Annotated in this window: 14 protein-coding genes and 1 riboswitch; of the genes, 3 read left to right on the top strand and 11 right to left on the bottom strand. The window is 40.7% G+C overall.

The window, feature by feature from the left end; genetic code table 11:
- Positions 1–83: 83 nt before the first annotated feature.
- The 8 genes from ACHCNF_RS14710 to ACHCNF_RS14675 form a co-directional block, all read right to left on the bottom strand.
- Entirely contained in the window at positions 84–1,307 is a 1,224-nt protein-coding gene (locus ACHCNF_RS14710) for a GDSL-type esterase/lipase family protein (RefSeq protein ID WP_408070494.1), read from the bottom strand.
- A 27-nt stretch (positions 1,308–1,334) separates the two neighbouring features.
- On the bottom strand, positions 1,335–2,732 hold the full coding sequence (locus tag ACHCNF_RS14705) for an MBOAT family O-acyltransferase (RefSeq protein ID WP_408070493.1): 1,398 nt from the start codon (positions 2,730–2,732) through the stop codon (positions 1,335–1,337).
- A complete protein-coding gene (locus ACHCNF_RS14700; RefSeq protein WP_408070492.1) occupies positions 2,719–4,131 on the bottom strand; it encodes a tetratricopeptide repeat protein in 1,413 nt (470 codons plus the stop codon). Before ACHCNF_RS14700 ends, ACHCNF_RS14705 begins: the two co-directional genes overlap by 14 nt.
- Positions 4,132–4,192: 61 nt before the next feature.
- Complete coding sequence (locus tag ACHCNF_RS14695; RefSeq protein WP_408070491.1) at positions 4,193–4,360, bottom strand: hypothetical protein; 168 nt, start codon at positions 4,358–4,360, stop codon at positions 4,193–4,195.
- 88 nt (positions 4,361–4,448) lie between these two features.
- Positions 4,449–5,849 (bottom strand): bifunctional folylpolyglutamate synthase/dihydrofolate synthase, encoded by a 1,401-nt coding sequence (locus ACHCNF_RS14690; protein ID WP_408070490.1) that lies wholly within the window; start codon positions 5,847–5,849, stop codon positions 4,449–4,451.
- A gap of 10 nt (positions 5,850–5,859) precedes the next feature.
- The gene (locus tag ACHCNF_RS14685) at positions 5,860–8,532 is read right to left on the bottom strand and encodes a valine--tRNA ligase (RefSeq protein ID WP_408070489.1); all 2,673 of its coding nucleotides are present in this window, start codon (positions 8,530–8,532) and stop codon (positions 5,860–5,862) included.
- Positions 8,533–9,066: 534 nt separating this feature from the next.
- Entirely contained in the window at positions 9,067–11,478 is a 2,412-nt protein-coding gene (locus tag ACHCNF_RS14680; RefSeq protein WP_408070488.1) for an ATP-dependent DNA helicase, read from the bottom strand.
- A gap of 297 nt (positions 11,479–11,775) precedes the next feature.
- Positions 11,776–12,003 (bottom strand): HPr family phosphocarrier protein, encoded by a 228-nt coding sequence (locus ACHCNF_RS14675; RefSeq protein WP_408070487.1) that lies wholly within the window; start codon positions 12,001–12,003, stop codon positions 11,776–11,778.
- A 271-nt stretch (positions 12,004–12,274) separates the two neighbouring features.
- Here ACHCNF_RS14675 and asnA point away from each other — a divergent pair, with 271 nt between their 5' ends.
- Both asnA and ACHCNF_RS14665 read left to right on the top strand, forming a co-directional pair.
- Positions 12,275–13,285, top strand: coding sequence for an aspartate--ammonia ligase (gene asnA, locus ACHCNF_RS14670; protein ID WP_408070486.1), 1,011 nt, complete (start codon positions 12,275–12,277; stop codon positions 13,283–13,285).
- 75 nt (positions 13,286–13,360) lie between these two features.
- Positions 13,361–13,461: riboswitch (TPP riboswitch) on the top strand.
- Positions 13,462–13,524: 63 nt separating this feature from the next.
- Positions 13,525–14,220: an energy-coupled thiamine transporter ThiT gene (locus tag ACHCNF_RS14665; protein WP_408070485.1), complete on the top strand. Its 696-nt coding sequence runs from the start codon at positions 13,525–13,527 to the stop codon at positions 14,218–14,220.
- A gap of 4 nt (positions 14,221–14,224) precedes the next feature.
- Here the strand turns inward: ACHCNF_RS14665 and addA are convergent, their stop codons facing one another.
- A complete protein-coding gene (gene addA / locus ACHCNF_RS14660; RefSeq protein ID WP_408070484.1) occupies positions 14,225–17,953 on the bottom strand; it encodes a helicase-exonuclease AddAB subunit AddA in 3,729 nt (1,242 codons plus the stop codon).
- A gap of 61 nt (positions 17,954–18,014) precedes the next feature.
- Positions 18,015–21,671, bottom strand: coding sequence for a PD-(D/E)XK nuclease family protein (locus ACHCNF_RS14655; protein WP_408070483.1), 3,657 nt, complete (start codon positions 21,669–21,671; stop codon positions 18,015–18,017).
- A gap of 293 nt (positions 21,672–21,964) precedes the next feature.
- Here ACHCNF_RS14655 and ACHCNF_RS14650 point away from each other — a divergent pair, with 293 nt between their 5' ends.
- On the top strand, positions 21,965–22,600 hold the full coding sequence (locus ACHCNF_RS14650; protein ID WP_408070482.1) for an Ig-like domain-containing protein: 636 nt from the start codon (positions 21,965–21,967) through the stop codon (positions 22,598–22,600).
- Positions 22,601–22,660: 60 nt separating this feature from the next.
- Here the strand turns inward: ACHCNF_RS14650 and ACHCNF_RS14645 are convergent, their stop codons facing one another.
- Entirely contained in the window at positions 22,661–23,839 is a 1,179-nt protein-coding gene (locus ACHCNF_RS14645; protein WP_408070481.1) for a phosphoribosylaminoimidazolecarboxamide formyltransferase, read from the bottom strand.
- Positions 23,840–23,917 lie beyond the last annotated feature (78 nt).

Here is a 23,917-nt window from a genome sequence, read left to right as displayed (position 1 = left end):
TCTGTCTCCAATTAATCTATCTCCAATTAGTCTGTCTTTAATTAGTCCGTCTTCAATTAATCTGTCTACAATGATTGTAGTTTTTATTGAGGATTCTCAGCATTTTGGCTCTCTATTTCCTGCATGAGGAGCTGCTGTGTCTGCTCAAGATCTTTTTCCTTAACAAAGGCATGATTCTTTAAATAATCATACCATAAGGAGTAAGACTTCGCCTTCAAATGAATGCTATCAAATGATAAATCCTTACCCAGGGCCCCATTCTCATCATCTGTAGCCTCATTCATGTCTATATAGAAAACATGCTCACCGTCAGCCAGGGTCTTAAGCATTTCATTTCTATCATTTATCGTAGAGTTTTTGAAAACCCTGTCATTGCTGCTCTTTGCATGAGTAACATGCATGATTCCCTGAATGATTATAATTGCATCCGGCTGCAGCTCGCGAATTCTGTTTATCACACCGCCATATATTTCAGCGTATTGCTCATGAGTACGGCTGCCAAGCTCATTTAGTCCCAGCATTATATATATCTTCCCAAACTGTTTTCTGGAAAGTGCCTCTTCAACCGTGACCTTTTCCGTTGGAAGCTCTTCCTCCGGAACATTAGCTGTTTCCTCAGTCCTCACCGGAACAGGAACAAACTCTATATCATCCAGTCCGTAGATCGTAAGTGAAACTTTCGCATAAAAAGTCGCATGTCCCTGAAGCTGTGTACAATACTCGGATAAACCGACAGTTCTGGAATCTCCTATAAAAAGTGCATCATCAAAATACGAATCAGGAACAGAACTCATTACATAGTTGTCTTTTTCAGGCTCTGCAGCATCGCCGCCTGTTACCTCAGCGTCCCCACCTGTTACTTCGAACGCAGCATTGCCTCCGGATATCTCCGCATTACCTCCGGATATCTCTGCATTACCATCCGATACCTGCGCGTCGCCTGAAGACACTTCACTTGTTGAATTGCCTTCTGATACAGCCTGTTCGTTATTATCTGCGGCAGTTTCAGGGGCATTAGCATCGTTTGTTGCAGTTTCCTTAGAATCCGCTTCGTCTGAGTTATTCTCATCAGCCTGGTTGCCTATACCTTCCGGCGTTCCGAATATATTTTTTCGCAAAAGTTCTATAAGATAAGGTTGCTGCCCATCCATTATACGACGGAGAGTCAGCGACATAATCGGTGCATCAAAGGAGTCATATTCAATTTCTTCATACACGCTATTTTGTCCAAGTGCGGAATCCAGTGTGAACAGCAGCGCCACAACCAGTATTCCCATGGACAAAATATGCTGAAAAATTGTTTTCATATTCTGCCTTTATGTTTACTACTACTATTAAAAGTTAACATACATGAACGGATTCCCTGCCTTTGTTGAAACAAGAGCAGCGCATATCCAAAAGAGGATGAGCATCATGGCTCTGACAGGCCAGCTCTTCCTGCGTTTTACAATATTTGTGTATATACCGGGCAAAAGAAGAATAAGTCCTGCGAGCAAAAATACCCAGTATGTAGATAAAAGCTTGCCAATATCTCCGGGATTTACGGCGATACCCTCACCTCTTACAGGAAAAAGTCTCCCGAAGTAATTAAATAAATCTTCTTTATTTGGGAGAGCAAAAACTACCCAGGATATGGGTATCATTATAAGTACATGGATTCTTCCTATAATGCCAAGTGCTTTTTCGCGCGAAGCCCACACAAATTTCTCCATAACTATCATCAAGAGGAGAAAAGCGGCCCACACAATATAATTGAGAGTCACACCATGCCACAGACAGGTTAGTGTCCATACTATGAAAAGGTTTCTTATGGTCTTTACCTTACCGCCACGATTCCCTCCCATTGGAAAATACACATAATCACGGAACCATGAGCCAAGAGTCATATGCCATCTCCTGTAAAACTCACCTACGGTCCTGGATGTATACGGGTGATCAAAATTTTTCACAAATGGAAATCCCAGTATCACGCCAATTCCTGCTGCCATAAGCGAATATCCCCAAAAATCAAAATAGAGATTAAGCGAATAACACACTACTCCTGCCCACGCCAAAGGTGTAGAAATGCTCTCATAGCCTATGGTTCCTATATCTTTCCACATGGCTGCAAGATAATCTGCTATAAGTGCCTTCATAGCAAATCCAAGAGTAAAGTATACAAGTCCCTCCTCAAGCTTATCAAGGTGGATCTTTGCTCTGTCCCTGAATATCAGAAATCTGTCTTCTATACCTGAAAGGACCTTGTTCTTTTCAAAATCCGAGTATCTCATTATAGGTCCGGACATAAGCTGCGGAAACATGGAAAAATAAGCAGCTACTGCTATAATACCGGGGCACTTTTTTATTTCTCCCCTGTACAGATCTGCCTGATAACTGACCATCCTAAATGTGAAAAAGCTTACTCCCAGCGGAAGTGCCGGAATCATTCCATAAGCCGAAAGGAATTTGAATGAAAGAAGCAGAATCACATCAAGCGCCACAATAATAATCAAAAATGTCTTACTGTGAGCCTGACATTTATATGAAAAAATAAGATTTACTACTACAGCTGCCGCAAAAAACCCCATACTTTTTGGGTCGCCAAAGGCATAAAATGCAAGGCTGCCCACAAACAGAACCAGCGGACGCAGCCTTGATGGCAATACAAAATATGCAATAAGAAAAATCGGAAGAAATCTAAATATAAAAGATAAATCCGAAAAATTGGTTATATTTGGGTTAATTTGAAGCATTATTTATCTCTGCTAATTTGGTCTCGGCTGAGCTTGCGCTACGTGTATCCGAGAATTCATTCATAACCTGATCATAAATGACCTTGGCGTTATCAGTGTCACCGCTTTCATAATAGGCATTTCCTAAATTATAAAGTGCGTCAACGTTGGTGTTATCATACTGAAATGCCTTGGATAAAGCTTTTATCGCATTTTCATAATCCTGACTGCGATATGCATCAAATCCGGTCTGGTAGCTTCTTTTTGAAAGTTCACTTCCAACAAGAACCATAAATGAATTATATAGATCTGTAAACTGTGAGGATGCACCACCCTCCATATTATTCAGATCAATGGCATCCATTTTTTCCTGAACAGCATCTATATCTTCTGAATTATTAAGATATATTGAAACAGCAGCCATAAGGTCATTGGAAGCAGAACCCGAGTTGTCGGATTCTTCGTAAGAGCTCATCTTCCCCTTAAGGGTTTCGAGTTCAGAATTAAGTGAAGCTATCTGTTGCTCATATTCTCCCATCTTGGCAGATTTTGAATCAGATTCCTCGCTTATGGCAGAAATCTGTTCTCTGAAGCTGGCGTTCATCGACTGGATTCTGGCAGGTAATATCAGATAATAAGCTGCCGCTATTCCAAGTACAACGCCCAAAACTATGCCCCATATCGAGCCACTTCTTGTAAACATATTTGTTCGCACCGGCTGAATGATGGTCTCATTCCCGCTGGTGTATCTGACAACATCTCCCTGCTTTTTTTCCTTCTCTTCGTTCGTCTTTACATCCTGAGGAAGCATCATTGCCTCGGCTTCTTTGAGATACCTCTGAGCCATCACATTACCGGTATCAAGCTTAAGACTCTTTTGTGCTTCCGTCTTTGCCTTGGCATAGTTGTTATTATTCAGATATAAAAGTGCCAATAACAGATGAGCCCTGATAAATCCGGGATTCATTGACAATACTTTTTTGAGCTGGATCACAGCCATATCAAGTCTGTCCTGATGGCAATGATTAAGCGCAATATTAAACTTTTTAATGGTCTGATTAAAAGTCTCCAGTCTTGAAGGGTCGTTTCTGACCAAATCCATATAGTCATCCGCAGCGTTCTCTTCAGGCTTTAAGTTTTTACTTATAACCCATTCACTAAGAGCCGCAACCACTTCTCCACATTCATAATAGACCAGTCCTAAAAGGTTTCTGGCCTGAATATTACTTTTATTTAGTTTCAAACTTTGGTGCAGCATCTCTATGGCCCCAGAAAGGTCTCTGACCTCTGCACGCTCCAATCCCTCATTATAATAACGGTTGGAAAGCGAGATTATTCGTTTATAAACCTTAACCGCAGCACCACAATTCGGGCAATATTCGCGCTCAGTAAGCTCTGCCCCACATTGATAACATTTCATAATACGAAGTTCGCCCTCTCTATCGTAATCATTCAGAGATATCTATCCGGCTCTGAAAACATTAGCGGGAACGCGTCTGGCGTCCCATCTCTTCTGCTTTAGCATCCTTTAAGAGGCTAACAAGCACATCCGCCATATCGTCAAGATCCTGATTATAGATAATCTCCTCAGCATCCTCTATTTCAAGGCTGGGACGAAACTTCTTAAGTTCATTCTCAAAATTGATCATTATAATGCTCCTAAATAATGCACATAAAGTTTAAGTGCACCTGCCTGCCAAATATTGGATGGCAGACACTCTCATAAGAAATTTTTTATCAGTTCCCGGGCATTATTCCCAATGATTCCCTAACCTGCCCCACCAGATATAATGAGCCGGCTGCAAAAACAACATCACCCGCTCCCCTGTCAGTTATGATATCCATAAGGGCATCCCTGACACTTGTGTAATATGAGAATCTGATATCGGGTTTTTCCCTAAAATGACGCATTTCAGCCTCAAAAGCTGCTCTAAGCTGAGATTCTGACACGGATCTTCCTGTCTCAAGAACAGAAACACATATCCTGTCAAACAATCTGCTCTCCAATATCTGTCTGATCATAAGATGATATTGTTTATCAGCTACAGCACCAAACAGGAGTATTCTCTTCTTATCACAGGGCACATCCCCCGCACAGTCAAGAAAAGCCTCCATGCCATCGACATTATGCGCACCATCCACATAGAAACCCGGAAGAATAAGTTCCATCCTTCCGCCCCACTTCGCTTTTCTAAGTCCATAACTGATATCTTCATCAGTTATATCTACGCCCATATCTCTGAGAGCTCTGGTACACATTATCGCAATAGCGGCATTTTCTGTTTGAAATTTGGCTACAGACTGCAAACGCAGACCGCAATATTTATCATACTTAGATTCATAGGAAAAATCAATGCAAATATTACCTGAATCATCCGGAGTAGTATTGATCTCAGTAACAAACTCAGGTTCAACTCTATAAACTTTTGCCGATAATTCCTCTGCTCTCTTTTCAATAACATCCGTGCTGATGTCACGCTTGTTATACACAACCACCGGTGTATCCTGACGTATGATTCCTGCCTTCTCACCTGCAATCTCCGAAATGGTATTTCCAAGATACTGCATATGGTCAAGACCTATCTCAGTAATAACATCAAGCACAGGCTGATGTACACTGTTTGTAGCATCAAGTCTTCCGCCAAGCCCGGTTTCAAGCACCAGGTAGTCTACCGGATACTTCTCATAAAGAAGCATAGCCATAAAAAACAGGAATTCAAAATATGTAGGGAAATACTTTTCAGTACCATAATCCCTTATTTTTCTGATCAAATCGGCAAAAATCTCGCAAAAAATGGAGTCCTCAATGGGCATACCGTTTATGCAAAATCTCTCCGTCACCTTCACAAGGTGTGGGGAAGTAAACATTCCTACCTTGAATCCTGCCTGTCTGAGAATCTCAGACAGGTAGTTGCATACAGACCCTTTGCCGTTTGTTCCGGCAACATGGATTATATGCATCTTAAGGTCAGGACTTCCTATATACTCCAGGAATTTTCGTGTTTCCTCTACTGAATGTTTCTCTGTGAATGCAGGAATCTGATCCACAAATCTGTCGCATTCATAAAAACCAAGCCTTTCACCGCTATCCAATCGTGCAAGCATATCGAAGGCATACTTTGTAAAATCTTCACTCATATCTGTATTGTCACTTTTTCAGCTGCGCAAGTCTTTCTTCAACCTGTGCATAAGTCTGCTCATACTTCTTCTGCTTTTCTTTTTCTTCCTCAATCTTTTCAGCCGGAGCCTTGGAAAGGAACTTCTCATTTGAGAGCATGCTCTGAGATCTCTTAAGCTCACCCTCAAGACGTTTCTTCTCTTTTTCAAGTCTCTCAATCTCTGCAGAAATATCTACCAGATCTGAGAAAGGAATATAAATAGTAGCCTCAGCAAGAACTACAGACACTGCATCATCAGCAATACCGGACTTATCCTTCTGGCAAACTGACTCAGAAGCGCTTGCAAGTGTTTCAAAGAAAAGCTTACCCGTCTTGAAAATATCAAGAACCTCTTCTTTTTCAGACACTACATATACAAGAGCTTTGCGTGAAGGTGCAACATTCATCTGTGTACGAATGTTACGGATTCCCCTTACAGCTTCCTTGATGGTCTCAATAGCTTTCTCATCTGCTGCATAATTCCACTCATCCTTGTAAACAGGCCATGTTGAGATCATTATTGACTCCTCAACATCCTGAAGAGTGCAGAAGATTTCTTCTGTAACAAAAGGCATGAAAGGATGAAGGAGCTTTAAGCTGTCAATAAGTACTGTCTGAAGTGTCCAAAGAACTGCCTCATGTGACTTCTTATCATCAGAGTTATAGAGACGCGGCTTAACCATCTCGATATACCAGTCGCAGAATTCATCCCATATAAAGTCATATACTTTCTGAACTGCGATTCCAAGCTCATACTTATCCATATTCTCAGTAACTTCACGGATAGTATTGTTGAGTCTTGAAAGGATCCAGTGATCTACAGGTTCAAGACCTTCAGGTGCAGGCTGGTTTATAGCGCTCTTTTCATCCTCACCCATGTTCATCATGATGAAGCGGGAAGCGTTCCATACTTTGTTTGCGAAGTTACGGCTATTCTCAACACGCTCATTATAGAAACGCATATCGTTTCCGGGAGCGTTACCTGTTATAAGTGTAAGTCTTAATGCGTCAGCACCGTAATTTTCAATGATATCAAGCGGATCAATACCGTTTCCAAGGGACTTACTCATCTTTCTGCCCTGAGAATCCCTTACAAGTCCGTGGAAAAGAACTGTATGGAACGGATATGTTCCCATATTTTCATAACTGGAGAATATCATTCTGATAACCCAGAAGAAAATAATGTCATAACCCGTTACAAGCACATCTGTAGGGAAGAAATATTTAAGTTCCTTTGTATCATGTGGCCATCCAAGTGTCTCAAACGGCCAAAGTGCTGATGAAAACCATGTATCAAGTGTATCAGGATCCTGTGTAAAATGATCGTGACCGCATTTAGGGCATACAGTAGGAGTTTCCTTCGCTACAACAACCTCTCCGCACTTGTCGCAATAATAAGCAGGAATTCTGTGTCCCCACCAGAGCTGTCTGGAGATACACCAATCACGAATATTATCTGTCCAGTTGAAGTATGTCTTATCCATTCTCGGAGGAATAAGCTTTATCTCGCCTTCCTTAACTGCCTTGACAGCAGGCTTAATAAGCTCATTCATCTTCACGAACCACTGTGCCTTGATCATGGGCTCTACAGTAGTATGGCATCTGTCATGAGTACCTACATTATGTGAGTAGTCTTCAATCTTAACCAGAAGACCCATCTCGTCAAGTTCCTTGACAATGGCATCTCTGGCAGCATATCTGTCCATACCCTCAAATTTGCCGCCATTTGAGTTGATGGTAGCATCATCATTTAATATGTTTATCTCTTCAAGATTATGACGTTTACCAACCTCGAAGTCATTAGGGTCATGGCCGGGAGTAATCTTAACTACACCTGTACCAAATTCCATATCTACATAGGAATCTTCTACTATAGGAAGTTCTCTGTTTACAATAGGAAGAAGGACCTTTTTACCTTTGAAGCTCTTATATCTGTCATCGTCAGGGTTAACTGCAACAGCAGTATCACCAAGCATTGTCTCGGGACGAGTCGTAGCAAACTCGATAAACTCTGTCTTACTAACGGTTCCGTCTTCATTGATAACCGGGTACTTGATGTGCCACAAGTGGCCGGCCTGCTCCTCGTATTCAACCTCTGCATCAGAAATAGAAGTCTTACATACAGGACACCAGTTTACGATACGGCTTCCTTTATATATGTAGCCTTTTTCATGCATCTTGCAAAATACTTCCGTAACAGCTTCGTTACAGCCCTCATCCATTGTGAAGCGCTCTCTGTCCCAGTCACAGGACGATCCCATCTTCTTCAGCTGCTGGATAATGGTTCCGCCATACTCCTTTTTCCATTCCCAGGCTCTCTCAAGGAACTTCTCACGGCCAAGGTCTCTCTTGTCGATGCCTTCAGCCTTCAAAGCATCAATAATCTTTACCTCTGTAGCGATGGATGCATGATCTGTACCGGGCTGCCAAAGGGCATTATATCCCTGCATTCTCTTATAACGAATAAGTATGTCCTGCATGGTATTATCAAGAGCGTGTCCCATGTGGAGCTTGCCTGTGATATTCGGAGGCGGGATAACGATTGTGAAGGGTTTCTTCGTCTCGTCCACCTCAGCATGAAAATACTTATTATCTTCCCATTTCTTGTAAAGTCGATCCTCAATTCCTTTAGGATCATAGGTCTTTGCTAATTCTTTTCTCATAAACAATATCCTCATTTTCCTAAATAGCAATCATCCTAAATTTAATTCTGAATAATTACATATATATCAACCTATGATATTTCAAATACTGTATTTTTGTCAATCTTACCCGCCCCTATCCAAAGGAAAAACACAGATATTTCCGATGGTTGACGCAATAATTTAAATCTCATGACACGCATGTCACATATGCATAATGGTTAACATAGTTTTATTGACTATGATAGTATCGTATTGTTTTTTCGATTATCTGTGGATTAATATCGTAAACCATCAGATATTGCCATTTTATGCGCATTTGAGAAACATCGTTTTCGGAATATCCCCAATTTCCACAGAGTTATCCACATGTACATATGTGTCATTTTCCTTTTATGAGCACTATGAATTGTCTAGATATCGCCATTATTTTTCCAATAATTCGAATTGTTTTGAAAAATGTTTGGTTAACATAATTTCATATACCTATTATATTATGTTAACCCAAAGATAATTTTAGTTGCAAAATAATCTTTTGAATATGATAGTTTCCACTTATAATTCATGCTCAATCCGCTTCCAGAGCGCATTTACATCATTTTTGACTCTGCCGGTCGATGTGCGTATAATACCTTTCCATTCACGTGGAAACATTTCATAATATGATTTCTGTAAAAAACGTTCGTCCAGAAGTGCTACGATTCCGAAGTCCTTCTCACTTCTGATAACACGGCCTGCTGCCTGCAAAACCTTGTTCATTCCGGGATATCTGTAGGCATAGTCAAATCCGTCCTCTCCTGAATATTCAAAGAAATCCTTAATGATCTCCCTCTCATTACATACGAGTGGAATGCCGGTACCTACTATGATAACTCCAATGAGGCTATCATATTTCAGATCAATACCTTCACTGAAAATTCCTCCCATAACACAGAATCCCAGCACACTCTTAGAAGGTTCAACCTCAATGTCCATATTTATAAGACTTTGCAGATCTATATCATTTCCTGCTGTAAACCTTCCAAGAAACTCCTCCCTCTCCTCCTCGGACATCGTTTCATTCTGAACAAGAATCTCTACCTTGTTCTCGTCATAGTATTCCTGTTCATAAATGTACCCGACCTCATCCATAAATGCTCTGGAGGGGAAGAAAATCAGATAATTACCGTTTTTCCCGCTCACAATACTGTCAATATAGGACGCTATTTTTCGATATTCATCTTCCGATCTTCGTGTGTATTTGCTTGTGACATCACAGGCTACAAGTCTTCCGCATTTTGTACTGTCAAATACAGAGTGCGCATAAATCTCAAAATCCTCGGGCTTACCTCCAAGTAGCTTCTTGTAATATTGTATAGGCAGCAAAGTCGCTGAAAACAGGATAGTCGACTTAGCCCGCCCCATACAATTTGCCAGATTATCGGAAGGATCAGCGCAAAGGAGCTTGATCTTAAATCCATCCTCTTCACTATTTTCAGAATAAATCACATACTTATCGTTAATAAGTTCATATATGTTTGAAAACCTGGTTATCTCAAAATAAAATTCAAGTATTTCATCTCTGTACATCCCCTCAGCATGCTCTTCAAGCCATTTTGATATTACAGATTGAAGGAGGTTTAGTCTCTGCAAAACAGGGCTGATATCTTCAAGTACCTCACAAGCACCTTCACTGACCATAAGCTTTTCCATTTCATCGGAAAGGTTGCGTACTATACCCGCTATTCTGGGATGTGCCCCCGAAATAAGCGATTCAAACCCAAGAAGCATCTCAAGATAGAGCTCAGCGCTGTACATGCTTCTGCCCCTGTCAAGAAGATTATGGGCCTCATCTATAAGGAAAATATTGTCACCGGTGTTTCCTCCGGCAAAAAATCTTTTCAGATATATAAAAGGATCAAAAACATAGTTATAATCACAGATTATCGCATCAGCAAAAAGGCTCATATCCAGTGATAATTCAAAAGGACATACTCTGTGTTTATTGGCATAACTGATAATCGCATCTCTATCGAAGCTGTCAGAATGCATGAGCAGATCATATATGCAATCATTTATCCTGTCCATATGCCCCTCAGCGTAGGCACACTTCACAGGATTGCAGTCTGCCTTTTCAAGGAAGCATATCTTATCCTTGGCGGTCAGTGTAACCGTCTTAAACTTTAGTCCCTGCTCATTCCTTAAAAGTTCAAAGGTATCCTCTGCTACGGTTCTTGTGATGGTCTTAGCTGTCAGATAGAAAATTCTTTCAGCTTTCTCCTCACCGATAGCCTTAACAGCCGGAAAAATAGTACTGATGGTCTTACCTGTACCGGTTGGAGCCTCCATAAACAGCTTTTTCCCATGGTAAATTGTCCGATACACACCCGCAGCAAGCTCTTTTTGTCCTTCCCTATAAGTAAACGGAAATTCCATAGAATGAATGGAGTCTCTTCTAATATCATCCCACGTGGAAAGGTACATTGCCCATCTGTGATACATATTAAGAAGATCATCAAACCACTCATCTATCTCCTGTCTGGACAGGTTTTCTTCGAAGATCTTTATTTCCTCAGTATCAATATTGCAGTATGTAATCCTGACACTTATCTGTTCAAGATCCTTCTGTCTGGAAATGATCGCCGCATAGCATCTGGCCTGTGCAAGGTGAACATAATCTGCTTCCTTAATGTTCTTTAGATCGCGATAAGTCCCTTTTATCTCATCAACGAGAAGAGGCTTATCCTTCCTCTCCATGACTCCATCGGCTCTTCCGTCTATTGTCAATGTGTAATTTTCAGTTATATGTGAAAAGCTAAGCGGGACTTCCGCCTGATATTCCGCACCCATACTTTTCTGGATTTTTCGATGAATTCTTCCACCCTCCAGCATGGCAGTATCGGGAGCATGATGTATTCTGTTGTCTATATCCCCTGACCGTAATAAAAACTCAACCAGAGTTCTGACCGATATTTTAATATTTTTCATATCATTCCTTATCGTGCGAGTGCGCATCCACAGCGGAGCGTTTTTATGATATAGGAATTTCGGAGAAATTTCCTCATAATATCAGAACAAAGAGTCGCTCGCGACTCTTTGCGCGCTGGTGCGCGCAAGCTTTAGCTTGCAAAATTCATCTGCGCACCAGTCGCATCCTTAGCGGAGCGCTTTTTATTCAATAGGAAATCCGAAGGCATTTCCTATTGAATAAAAAACTCCCCATGACAGTATATCATGGGGAGCCCGTATTTCAGATAAAAAATATTACTGATTAGTCCTTTATAATCAAGCTACTGCATGCTGGCTAAGATATGCCTCAAAGTCCTGGTTATGACCACGATATCTTACTGTAAGCGGGCAGTCGAAGTTAAGTCCAAACACACCAAGAATTGACTTAGCATCCACAGTAAAACGATTGTAAGATACATCTACGTCGAAATCGCACTTAGTTGCAGCGTTAACAAAATCCTTTACCTGATTCGGTGTTAATTTGATAATTTTCTTAATTTCCATAGCTTTTAATCTCCTTACTTGAAAGAGATTATATCTCAAAAAGCTGAAAAAATATTGTAGGTTTTCTTATGAATTTCTTAAGATTTTCTTAAAACGATTAAGTCTGCTTATCTTTGGGCTTTTCCCTGAAAATTAATTCCAAATTATCCTGTGAAAATTAATATTTTTTTTCAAAAACTGAGCTCCCGGAATTTGACAATGAAAATTTTTTCTTGCATGTAGAATAAAAAAGCGCTTTAATTAAGTAAAGTTTTTAAAGAGGAGCAAGGTTATGGAAAATCTAATTATTCCCAAGGATTACACGTCAGCATTAAACCTCCACGATACACAGGTCGGTATCAAAACAGTCAAAGACTTTTTTCAGAATACACTTTCTGAGAATCTGAACCTGCTTCGTGTTACCGCCCCGTTATTTGTGGCACCCGAATCAGGACTTAACGATAATCTTAATGGCGTTGAGCGTCCTGTTGCTTTCGATATCCGTGAAGAGAACGAACGAGAAGCCGAAATTGTACACTCCCTGGCAAAATGGAAGCGTTACGCCCTTAAGAAATACGGCTTCAAGATTGGTGAAGGTCTCTATACTGATATGAACGCTATCAGAAGAGATGAGATTCCTGACAATATACACTCTGTATTCGTCGACCAGTGGGACTGGGAGAAGGCTATCAGTAAAGAAGATCGTAATTTTGATTTTCTGAAAGAAACCGTTCGTACTATATATAAGGTTCTTAGAAAAACCGAGAAATACATGTCAATTCAATATGACTATATAGAAGAGATTTTACCTCATGACATTTTCTTCATTACATCACAGGAACTTGAGGATATGTATCCCGGAAAAACAGCTAAGGAGCGTGAATACCTTATCACCAAGGAAAAAGGTGCCGTATTTATCATGCAGATTGGAGATCTTCTAGCCTCCGGTGAGAAGCATGACGGCAGAGCCCCGGACTATGATGATTGGGCACTCAACGGTGATATTCTTGTTTATTATCCGGTTCTTGACATTGCTCTTGAGCTATCATCAATGGGTATCCGCGTAGACGAGAACTCACTTAAGACACAGCTCGAAAAGGCAGGTTGCACAGAGCGTGCAGAGCTGCCCTTCCAGAAGGCTATTCTGAACAAAGAACTTCCCTATACAATAGGCGGTGGTATCGGTCAGTCAAGACTGTGCCTCTTCTTCCTCAGAAAAGCACATATCGGAGAAGTTCAGTGCTCTCTCTGGGCTGAGGACTATACTGAGTTCGCCAGACAGAACGGCATTCCGCTTCTGTAATATTTATTATTTGATAAGCTGTTGACAATTGACCAAAAATAGCATTAAATTAAGTCGAATAAAAAATTCATAATACCATTTTGCTAGGGGAGCTTTGCTGAGATGATGGAATTTTCCATCGACCCTTATTACTTGAACCGGGTAATACCGGCGTAAGGAAGCATTTATCTATAGTCGCATTTTGATTAACGGTAAATACAAAACCTCCCCGTAGCATGGAAATACGAGGAGGTTTTATCATGTCATTATTCTTAACACAGGTAGAAGATACCTATGAACTCACATCTGCAGGCTATGGTCTGCTCGTCGTTTTATTCATTCTCGCACTGGTGGCAGCATGCTTTTTCACCGGCCAGGATCAAAAGCACCACTTTTCAGTTAAACAGTTAGTATTTGCTGCAATGTGCGTAACACTTTCCATGGTCACTTCCATGATAAAAGTATTTGAGATGCCCATGGGAGGTTCAATTACACTGTTTTCAATGTTCTTCATAACATTTGTCGGATACTTATATGGCTTAAGAGCAGGTATTACATCTGCTTTGGCATATGGCCTTCTTCAGCTGATAACAGGTCCATATATCATAAGCATCCCTCAGCTTATATGTGACTACATTCTTGCCTTCGGAGCCCTTGGTCTCTCAGGCTTATTCCAAAACAAAAAGTTTGGTATGATAAATGGCTATATCACCGGTATTATAGGACGCCTGTTTTTCTCAGTTCTCTCAGGAGTCATTTTCTTTGGCCAATACGCAGCTGACTACGGCATGAAGCCTTTCACATACTCTCTTGCTTATAATGGCCTTTACATCGGTACTGAAGGTATTATCACCGTTGCACTTATCAGTATTCCTGCAGTAAGACATGCCCTCAAGAGAATCAGATATATGGCAAACGAAGAGGATGTTCGAGCAAGGTTCAATACAGCAGCTTAAGCAATTAAACAGATATCGTTTCACCAAGGGTGAAGGAGTAGATGATTCTCTCCTTCACCTTTTTTTTCGTTATCCTCTCAAGTGCTTCCTGGTAGTAGTCAAGCTGTATCTTATACTTCTCTGCCAGCTCTCTGCCTTCCTTAACCTTATCTGTCTTATAATCCAGAAGGACGATATCTTCCCCTTCTTCAAACCATACATCTATTATTCCCTGAATCAACACAAGTTCGCTCTCAGGGAATTCCTCATTAATTTTATTCGCACTAATCCCCATCATAAATGGAGATTCTCTATGGAGTCCTCCATTATCATAGGCCGCCCTCATTCGTTTTCCGGCATCACTATCATAAAATTTTCGAACATCAGCAGGATTTACGGTCTCAGAAGCATTGTCCGGAATCCTTCCTTCAGACTCCATCTCCTTTATCCATTCAGGCAACCTGTTTATCTTTGAATCCGGGGTTATTTTGTCAGACTCGTACAAAAGCTCCATAACCCTATGATAAATTGTTCCTCTTGCCGCACCTTGTGCTTTCTGTTCTTTCTTTCCTACAAAGGCCGGAACTATCTCTTCTTCGTCATAGATCACATGAGCGGGTTCATCCTTCTGCTCCAGCTGTGCTCTCTTAAGCTCTGTAACTGTCGTTTTTACAAATAGCTTATCAAATGCCTTGAATGCATATGTATCGCTAAACCTGTCATCAAACATATTCATAACAGATGCATCAACAGATATGTCAGAGTCAATATCACCTGTCAGGAGCCTCTTTAATCTAATCTCTGAAGTAACTTCACTTCCTATTTCTTCAGCTGTAAGTTCTTCAGGCGATATGATCCTGAAAACAAATGGTGTCAGTTTTCTCTCTTCTTTCAATTGATCGCAAGATACGCCCCCTGCATTGCAAAGCTCTTCATAAACAGGATGTCTTGAAAGTGCCATAAGAATCAGATCCTGATAGCAATCAGCTCCGTTTCGCAGATAAAATGGCAGTAAATAAGGTTGTTTTTCCTCATTACCCTTAATATTTCTGTAAGATGAATACTTCAATAGCTCCGTACCAAGCTCCCCGCTTTTAGGCTTATCGCCTTCATTAAGCTTCGTCTGTCCGGTCATAATAAGCTTATCCTTAGCTCTCGTCATAGCTACGTACAAGATACGCATCTCCTCACCAAGGATATCCATCTTCATGCTCTCACCCATAATGGTCTTTCTCAGGTTTTTATATTTTATTCGCTTTTGAAGATCTATAGCAAAAGTTCCTATTCCAAAATCCACATCAAGAACTACTGACTTATTTACATCCATATAGTTAAACTTCTTCGCCATTCCTGAAAGGAATACGATAGGGAATTCCAGCCCTTTACTCTTATGAATGCTCATAATGCGCACTACGTCTGCATTTTCATCCAATACATTGGCTTCACCATAGTCAACTTCAAACTTCTCAAGCTGTTCTATATATCTTACAAAGTGGAAAACTCCGCTAAAACTGGTCTTTTCATAATCAGCTGCTTTTTCCTTAAGCATATTAAGATTTGCCAAACGCTTTGTCCCGCCAGGCATAGATGCACAATATTCTCCATAATGTGTTTCATCCAAAATATCTCTTATAAGCTCATTTACAGGCAAATATTCAGCTTTTATCCTATACTCATCTATTAAATCCACAAAATCTTTTATCTTATTCAATAAATCATCCGGAATTACCACTCCCTCTTTCAAAGCCTCGACATCTGTGCTTACCACCCTCGTAAGAATGTCATAGAAGCTGCCACTGTCAAGCCTTTCATTATCCATATGCTTATCATAGGCCTTTATCAAAGCCAGCTCTTCATCAGTAAACTCCCCTATGGCAGAATGCATTACCCCAACAAGTGCTACATCCTGTCTGGGATTATCCAATATTCTCAGAAAATTAAGAACGGTAACCACCTCGGTAGCTGAAAAATAGCCCGTTCTGGATTCCACATACGCAGGTATCCCTCTGCTTGCCAATACCTTTCTGAAAGTCTCATCCCATCCCTTATTAGTTCTAAGAAGTATAACGATATCTCCATATCTGACCTTGCGAAGCTCTCCATTATCGCCTGAGACTATTCCGTTCTCCATCAGTTCCCGGATGCGAAGTGCTATCGCTCTTGCCTCAATCTCTCTGGCTTCATCAGATGCAGCCCCCTTAGTATTTACAAGCAAAAGCTCTGTAGCAAAGTTCTCATCATCAGCTCCCGAGTCCGTAAAAGATCCTCCTGTCACAAGTCTTGCATCCTCGTCATAGCTTACTTTCCCCAGATCCTCACCCATAACCTGCTCAAAAACAAAATTAACTGAATCAAGTACCTGAGATCTGCTTCTAAAATTGTTATGAAGGGAAATCTTCCTCTGGGAATCTCCATCATCCCATGAGTATTTTTCCATCTTATCCATGAATATTTCCGGCTTTGCAAGGCGGAATTTATATATACTCTGCTTCACATCCCCAACCATAAATCTGTTGTAGACCGCTTCTGACTCTCCCGAGATAGCTGATAGCAAGCATTCCTGCACATCGTTAGAATCCTGATATTCATCTATCATTACTTCTTCAAAAAAGTCCCTGTACTGTTTTGCTCCGCCATTTAATATGATTTGAAGGGCAAGATGCTCCATATCACCGAAATCTATGATACCCTTTTCTCTTTTCTTTTCATCAAATCTCTCTTTAAAGCTTTTTGCAAGTCCTGCCAGTATCTGCACAGGTTTTTTGGCAAACTCCATATGCTCACAGATAGTTTTTTTATCCTCTGCAAAATAGTTATTCTGAAGGTCCTCTATTACATTCTTTGCCTGGTTTCTATAGTTTTTAGCCTGCTCTCTCTTATCCTTGTTAACAGAATCATCTTTTTTGCCTGAAAGTCTGGCAAAATTTGCATTAATGATTGAAGCCCTGATTTCGTCAAAGCTTTTCTCCTCTGTAGCTGCAACAAGCTTTTGCGCCTGCTCCAACTCAATCTCCAAAAGATCCGCATACATGTACGGACCGTCCGGTTCATTTGAAATAGCAAGAGCCATAGACAGATTCTGAATAGATTCAGCGATTTTATTCTTTATAAGTCTCTTACTCATTTTAACAAAGGGCTCTGCCTCAAAGTCTTCCTCTTTAACAGAATAGTCCTCTGCTCTCTCGGATAACCATTTCTCCGGAAATGGCATACTCATAGCATACTTATACAGACTTAATATGTATTCTTCTACTCCCTCATCTCTGCTGCCCGTAGCAAAATACTCCATGCAGTTAAGGAAATCCCCATTTCCTTCCGTATACCTGTCCTCAAGCAGTTCCTCCATTACATCTGCCTGAAGAAGACGCATTTCTCCCTCATCGCCCACTCTGTATGAAGGATCCAGTCCTATATCATTGAAATTATTCCTGATTATGTACTGGCAAAACGAATCAATAGTTGTGATCTGGGCCCCATGAACCAGAGTCTCCTGTCTCTGCAAATGTTTATCATCAGGATTCTCAGCCAATTTTTTCTGTATAGCTGCCAGAATCTTCTCCTTCATTGAAGCTGCTGCTGCCTTGGTAAATGTAACCACAAGGAGTTTGTCTATATCTATAGGGTTTTCTCCTGTTATTCTCTGGATTATTCTTTCTACGAGCACAGTAGTCTTACCCGACCCTGCGGCTGCAGAAACCAGCACATTTGAATTTCTTGCATCTATAACTGCTTGTTGTTCAGTGGTAAATCCCATTATCATACCTCAATAATTGTTCTGTTTATCAAAAGCCCTGTTTCACTCAGAAACCGGCTCTTCATTTCGCCAAATCATTACGGATAAGTTCCAACACTTCATCATTATTTTTATTCTGAAGCTCTCGCATCTCGTAACCCGGAACAGCATTATCAAATCCGCACACAGACTTAAAGCTGCAGTATTCACATGCATTCCTGTTTCCCTGTGAATATGGGTTAACAGCTATATCACCATGAATAATGCTTCTTCCGCTCTTTTTAATAAGATGCTCTACATACCTGGACACATCCTCAAAATCATCTGCAGACATAACATCAGACCCGGTCTTACTAAAGTCCCCATCATTATTAAACTTAACGGGAATCACATCCGAACTCTTACCCGGCTCCCTATCCAGGAGCTCTACAACACTTCTATCTGCCCGAATAAGACCTCTTGTCTTAAGTTTCTGTCTTATCATGCCATTTATATCTTCATCAGTATCATCAGGTGATACATTTTCTCCATCCAGCACAGGATCTGTCAGATGATAATATAAAATTGCTGCCGGGACTATTTCTTTGCCTTTATTCGCAGTTTCAGCCATACTTCTGGCAACATTCATATACATTACAAGCTGTAGCTGCAGTCCATAATATAATGAACACAATTCAAATTTCTTGTTACCTGACTTAAAATCTATAATCTTAAGATAAACATGATCTGCATCTTCACAGGTATCTATCCTGTCAATTCGTCCTGTCAGCTTCATCTTTTGCAGGATTCGACCGCGCTCATCCTCAGTAAGGCTTATATTTATTGCATCTATATCTCCTGCCTCATCAAATGAAGTTTCCATGCTTTTTGGAACAAATGAACCTTTATTCAGCTGATATTGCAGAGTATCAACACTTCTTAACAGTATTCGCTTTATTCTCTGCATCAGATACTCACTGCGTTTACTGCTCTCAAGAATATTTCCGTTATAATCTGCGGTGTATTCTTTTAATGCTGCGTCCATTATCCTCTCAGCCTGCTCTTTATCAAATGAATTCCAGGTAAGATTTTCTTCCTCAAGTTTTCTTGAGAAAGTCTCCAACGCACCATGAAACACCGTTCCAAGATCCGACTGGTCAAATGAAAACTCTTCCCTGTCATCAAGCCCAAGACCATATCTCAGAAAATGTGCATATGAGCAGCCGGCAAATTTCTCTAACCGGCTCACGGAATTCACAAGGAAATTCCCATAAAGCATTGAAGCAACAGCCTCAGATAAAGGTTTGTGGATATATCCGGTTCCTGCAGCATTTACCATCTTTATAAGCCTGCCCCTGTTGCTCTCTGAATTGCAATTTCTTTTGTCAGGCTCATATCTGTTGCTTTCCGAAGTTACATCATTCTTTTCATCTATAGCTTCATTTTTATCGGATCCTGACTTCATCAGTGAATGGAACAATGTACTAAAAATCTTCTCATTAGTCTCACCAAGATACCCTCTGGAGTAGTCCTGAAGATGAGCTGCAACATAATCCATGCCGTTCTGAACAGTTTGGATAATCTCGCTATCTGCACTGTCGTCAAAACACTCTATTGGAGTCCCCGGGAAAAGCATTTTTATTTTGCCAATAAGATAAGCCGGCCTTATACTCTTGCCATCAGGATCCAAGTGCGCAAATGAAAGATAAAGCCTGTCTGAGGGCTTGGTGAGGTTCATGTAAAGATAGAGCCTCTGAATATACATCTGTTGCCTTGGGGTAGGCGCAAGTTCTATATCTGTAAGTGATTCCGCCAGGTATTGTCTCTCGATATCCGAAATAATCCCCCCTGTCCCTGCTGATTTAGGGATAAGATCATCGTTGACCCCAAGGAAGAAAAGAACCTTAACCTCATTAAGTCTTGTTCTCTCGATATCCCCAACCACAATCCTGTCAACACTCTGTGGTATAGTGCCAATCTCTATATCGCCAAATCCTACATCAAGGATGTCAGAGTACTCCTTCCAGGTAAGCTTCTCATCCCCCATGAGTGCTGTCACCTGATCCAGAAGTGCTATAACCTTACGAAATATGGAAGAATACTCTTTTGCCCTAATCTCATCTCCCTGTTCATGAAAATATGCTTCATACGCAGCAATCTTCTGCTGTGCATTTAACTCACTCAGGAAATCATAAAGAGCTTTGGAATAATCCAGTACCGTTCCTCCTTCTGCATTAAAAAGCATTGAAAGAGATGATACCACCCTTTCTCTTAAAGAATTTATCTCGTCAAGGTACTGCTTTTTGAGTTCTTCAGTTACATCACTATCATTATCCTGCCCCTGATGCTTTTTAAGTCTCCGCATAATCTGCCCGGGAACAAGCTCAAAGCTGCTATTCCACGCCTTATTTCCACGGATACCAAGAGCTCTTACATAATTCTCAAGCTTATCTGCTTCATTTGAAGAAAGCGGGGAAAGACCGCTTCTCAAAAAATGAAAAACTGATTCAAAGCTATACTTTGTAGTAACCGTAAGAAGCGCACTCCTTATCGCTTCAATGAGCGGATTGAGTTTAATCTTACCTGTCTGATCAAGATAAACAGGTATCTCGTATTTGCCTGCCTCTTCTGAGATAATAGTCTCATATCTCTCCAGACTTCCGCAGACAATGGCAAAATCTCTATAATGTAAATTCTTATTATCTCTTATCAGACTCCTTATTCTGGAAAAAACCATCTGAACCTCAGAAGTAATGGTATCGGCTTCAAGAATCCCTATTTTTTCAGAAGGATTCTCATATAGATCATTACCATACCTAAAGAGCCTCTTTTCAAGAAAAGAAAGCTCTGGGTTCTGTGCATGCCTTCCCATATCATTATCTGCAAGGATCATATACTTGCCCTTAATATAGTATTCCATCCAACGCTCAAAATCAGGCACACTCGAAGGATCACTATTTTTCTCATTATCATATTCCAGGCGCAAAAGATCGTGGACTGTTTTTTTAGTTAGTAAAAACAAATCCTGTTCCGCGCTCCTATCGTATACAAATGGATCCTCTCCATGCCCAATGGTACAGGAAAAAATCACCTCAGAAGCCTGCTTCAAAAGCTGTAAAATAACCTTGTATTGAACCGGTGTAAATCCGGTAAACCCGTCAAAAGCTATAACACTATCCTTCACAAGCTTAGATGATGGAATTGCCCTGCATAAAACGTCAAGCAGTTCCTCTTGCGCTATATAACTGCCTTTAATGTATTTCTTAAACTCAGCATATAGCAGCTTAAGGTCTTCGAGCTTGGCTTTAAGAGCGCCCTTTCCTTCGCAGGCACCAATGATATCATCCAACATCTCAGGTTCTATGCTATATTGCATAAATTCAGAGATTGTTGACTTTACCTCGTCTATATACCCCATTTTGTGCATACTACCGCCGATTACAGGCAGTTTGTCCCTGATATCCTCTGCCACATGGCGAAGCACCAGACTTTTGCCCATGTCATCCAACACCTTGTCATGGCTCTGTCCGACTTCCTCAAATATCCTATGTGAAAGGCGCGAAAAGCTCACAACATCGATGTTCATAATTCCATGCATAGGATGTTGCTTTACTATGTCAAGCTGCGTCTGCATCGTGAACTGATCCGGAACTACTATAAGAAAATTCCTTGCAGGCTCTGCCATACTTCGTTCTATTATCTCCTGTCTTATATGAAAACTCTTACCCGATCCGGAAGCTCCAAATATAAAGCGCAGCATTTTATTCCTCCACAAGATTATATTTCCAAAACGGTGCCTGTCTAAAAAAGAAGCACAAACACGGCACCAAATCATCACTTTCTTAGTATACGCTTTAAGCTGTCCCATTTCTAGGACAGTAATCGCTTGACTTTTTCAAAATTACGATTTTCAGATTGTAAATTCGTTACAAATCAATAATTTTATCAATTTTAAACAAAATAATCATATTTTCATAATATTCTGCTGATAGGCGTTATGTTATGATTGTCTTAGGAGAAATATAATAGTTTTTGTGAAAGGAGAACCATCTTATGAGAACAGGAATCAAAAGCAAAACGCTTATATCCATAGTAGCAGTGGCTTCAGCCTTTATCATTGGTTTTGGTGCTATGCCCGCTCCTGTTGCCAAGGCAGCTGAAAATGATGAGGTCGAGGTAAAGTTAAAGACTAAAGCAACTAAAAAAACTATCAAAGTCGGCCCGGACAAAGAAATCGAGATAATTGCAACCGTCGGTGGAGACGAGATGGATCCGGAGGATCTGATCTTTAAGACAAACAAACCAAGAGTTGCAGACGTTGACGAGGATGGCATAATAGACACAAACAGAAAAGGAACAGCCAAGATAACCGTACAGACAAAGTCCGGTAAAAGAAAAGCCATAATCACAGTCAAAGTAGATAAAAAGTATTCTAAAGAAAATAATAAAAATGTAGAAGGTTTCTGGGTAACCACAAAGCCTACAGAACTTAAGGTAGGCGATACACTTCAGATAAAATATGCGACAAAGCCCAAGGTCAAAAACCCTAATATCAGATGGGAAAGTTCAGACACAAGTGTTGCTGAAGTTGATGGAAACGGCAAAGTTAAGGCCATTGCTCCCGGTGAAACAATTATTTCCGGAAGACTGAATGGAAAAGAAGGCGCTGTAAGAATAACGGTAAGATAACAATATAATATAAAAAAGTACCACCCTCCTCAATCAGAGCCAGGATGGTACTTTTCTTTTTTAGTGATGGAAGAATCTCATTCCTGTAAATGCCATAACCATATCATGGTCATTAGCCGCCTGTATTACATTATCATCTCTTACTGAACCACCGGGCTGAGCTACATATTTTACACCGCTTTTTGCAGCTCTCTCGATGTTGTCACCAAAGGGGAAGAATGCATCTGATCCAAGTGCAACATCTGTGTTCTTATCAAGCCATGCTCTCTTGTCAGCTTCAGTAAATACTGCAGGTTTTACTTTGAAAAGGTTCTGCCATTTTCCCTCTGCAAGAACATCCATATAATCAGCTCCGATATAGAGGTCTATCGCATTATCTCTGTCTGCTCTGCGAATATTATCAAGGAAAGGAAGCTCTAAAACCTGTGGTGCCTGTCTGAGGAACCAGTTATCTGCTTTGGAGCCTGCAAGTCTTGTGCAGTGGATTCTGGACTGCTGGCCTGCACCGATACCAATGGCCTGTCCTCCTTTTACATAACATACTGAATTGGACTGAGTATACTTAAGTGTAATAAGGGATATCAAAAGATCCTTCTTAGCTGAATCAGGAAGATCCTTATTGTTAGTTACAATATTCTCAAGCATCTTATCGTCAATAACTATATCATTATGCCCCTGCTCGAAGGTTATTCCAAATACCTGTTTCTTCTCAAGTGCTGCAGGCTTGTAGGAAGGGTCAATCTTAATTACCGCATAGTTTCCGTTCTTCTTTGCCTTCAGAATCTCCAGCGCCTTATCTGTATATCCCGGAGCAATGATTCCGTCAGAAACCTCTCTCTTAATGAGTCTTGCAGTATCCTCATCACAAGTATCTGAAAGAGAGATAAAATCACCAAAAGATGACATTCTGTCAGCGCCTCTTGCTCTTGCATAAGCACTTGCCATAGGTGAAAGCTCTCCAAGATCCTCTACCCAGTAGATTTTTTTCTCTATCTCAGTGAGCGGAAGTCCGATAGCAGCACCTGCAGGTGATACATGCTTAAAAGATGTTGCAGCAGGCATTCCTGTTGCAGCCTTTAATTCAGAAACCAGCTGCCAGCCATTGAATGCATCAAGCAGATTGATATAACCGGGCTTGCCGTTTAATACTTCTATAGGAAGATCAGAACCATCCTCCATGAAAACACGTGAAGGCTTCTGATTGGGATTACATCCATATTTAAGAGCTAATTCTTTCATTTCTTTCTCCTTTTTTGAGATCCGTTTAACCAGGATCTTTTGCATTGTACTGATTATCGCAAAGTTAAATCACTATTT

The organism is Butyrivibrio sp. NATIVEDY162 (genome assembly GCF_045999815.1).
Taxonomy (GTDB): Bacteria; Bacillota; Clostridia; order Lachnospirales; family Lachnospiraceae; genus Butyrivibrio.
This window is presented reverse-complemented; position numbering and strand designations above follow the sequence as displayed.

Bases quoted from the DNA above. Each gene is read 5' to 3' on its own strand.
- ACHCNF_RS14705 (WP_408070493.1), bottom strand. From the start codon at position 2,732: ATGCTTCAAATTAACCCAAATATAACCAATTTTTCGGATTTATCTTTT.
- ACHCNF_RS14695 (WP_408070491.1), bottom strand. From the start codon at position 4,360: ATGATCAATTTTGAGAATGAACTTAAGAAGTTTCGTCCCAGCCTTGAA.
- addA (WP_408070484.1), bottom strand. From the start codon at position 17,953: ATGGGATTTACCACTGAACAACAAGCAGTTATAGATGCAAGAAATTCA.
- asnA (WP_408070486.1), top strand. From the start codon at position 12,275: ATGGAAAATCTAATTATTCCCAAGGATTACACGTCAGCATTAAACCTC.
- ACHCNF_RS14655 (WP_408070483.1), bottom strand. From the start codon at position 21,671: ATGCTGCGCTTTATATTTGGAGCTTCCGGATCGGGTAAGAGTTTTCAT.
- ACHCNF_RS14645 (WP_408070481.1), bottom strand. From the start codon at position 23,839: ATGAAAGAATTAGCTCTTAAATATGGATGTAATCCCAATCAGAAGCCT.
- ACHCNF_RS14650 (WP_408070482.1), top strand. From the start codon at position 21,965: ATGAGAACAGGAATCAAAAGCAAAACGCTTATATCCATAGTAGCAGTG.
- ACHCNF_RS14685 (WP_408070489.1), bottom strand. From the start codon at position 8,532: ATGAGAAAAGAATTAGCAAAGACCTATGATCCTAAAGGAATTGAGGAT.
- ACHCNF_RS14690 (WP_408070490.1), bottom strand. From the start codon at position 5,849: ATGAGTGAAGATTTTACAAAGTATGCCTTCGATATGCTTGCACGATTG.
- ACHCNF_RS14700 (WP_408070492.1), bottom strand. From the start codon at position 4,131: ATGAAATGTTATCAATGTGGGGCAGAGCTTACTGAGCGCGAATATTGC.
- ACHCNF_RS14675 (WP_408070487.1), bottom strand. From the start codon at position 12,003: ATGGAAATTAAGAAAATTATCAAATTAACACCGAATCAGGTAAAGGAT.
- ACHCNF_RS14680 (WP_408070488.1), bottom strand. From the start codon at position 11,478: ATGAAAAATATTAAAATATCGGTCAGAACTCTGGTTGAGTTTTTATTA.
- ACHCNF_RS14710 (WP_408070494.1), bottom strand. From the start codon at position 1,307: ATGAAAACAATTTTTCAGCATATTTTGTCCATGGGAATACTGGTTGTG.
- ACHCNF_RS14665 (WP_408070485.1), top strand. From the start codon at position 13,525: ATGTCATTATTCTTAACACAGGTAGAAGATACCTATGAACTCACATCT.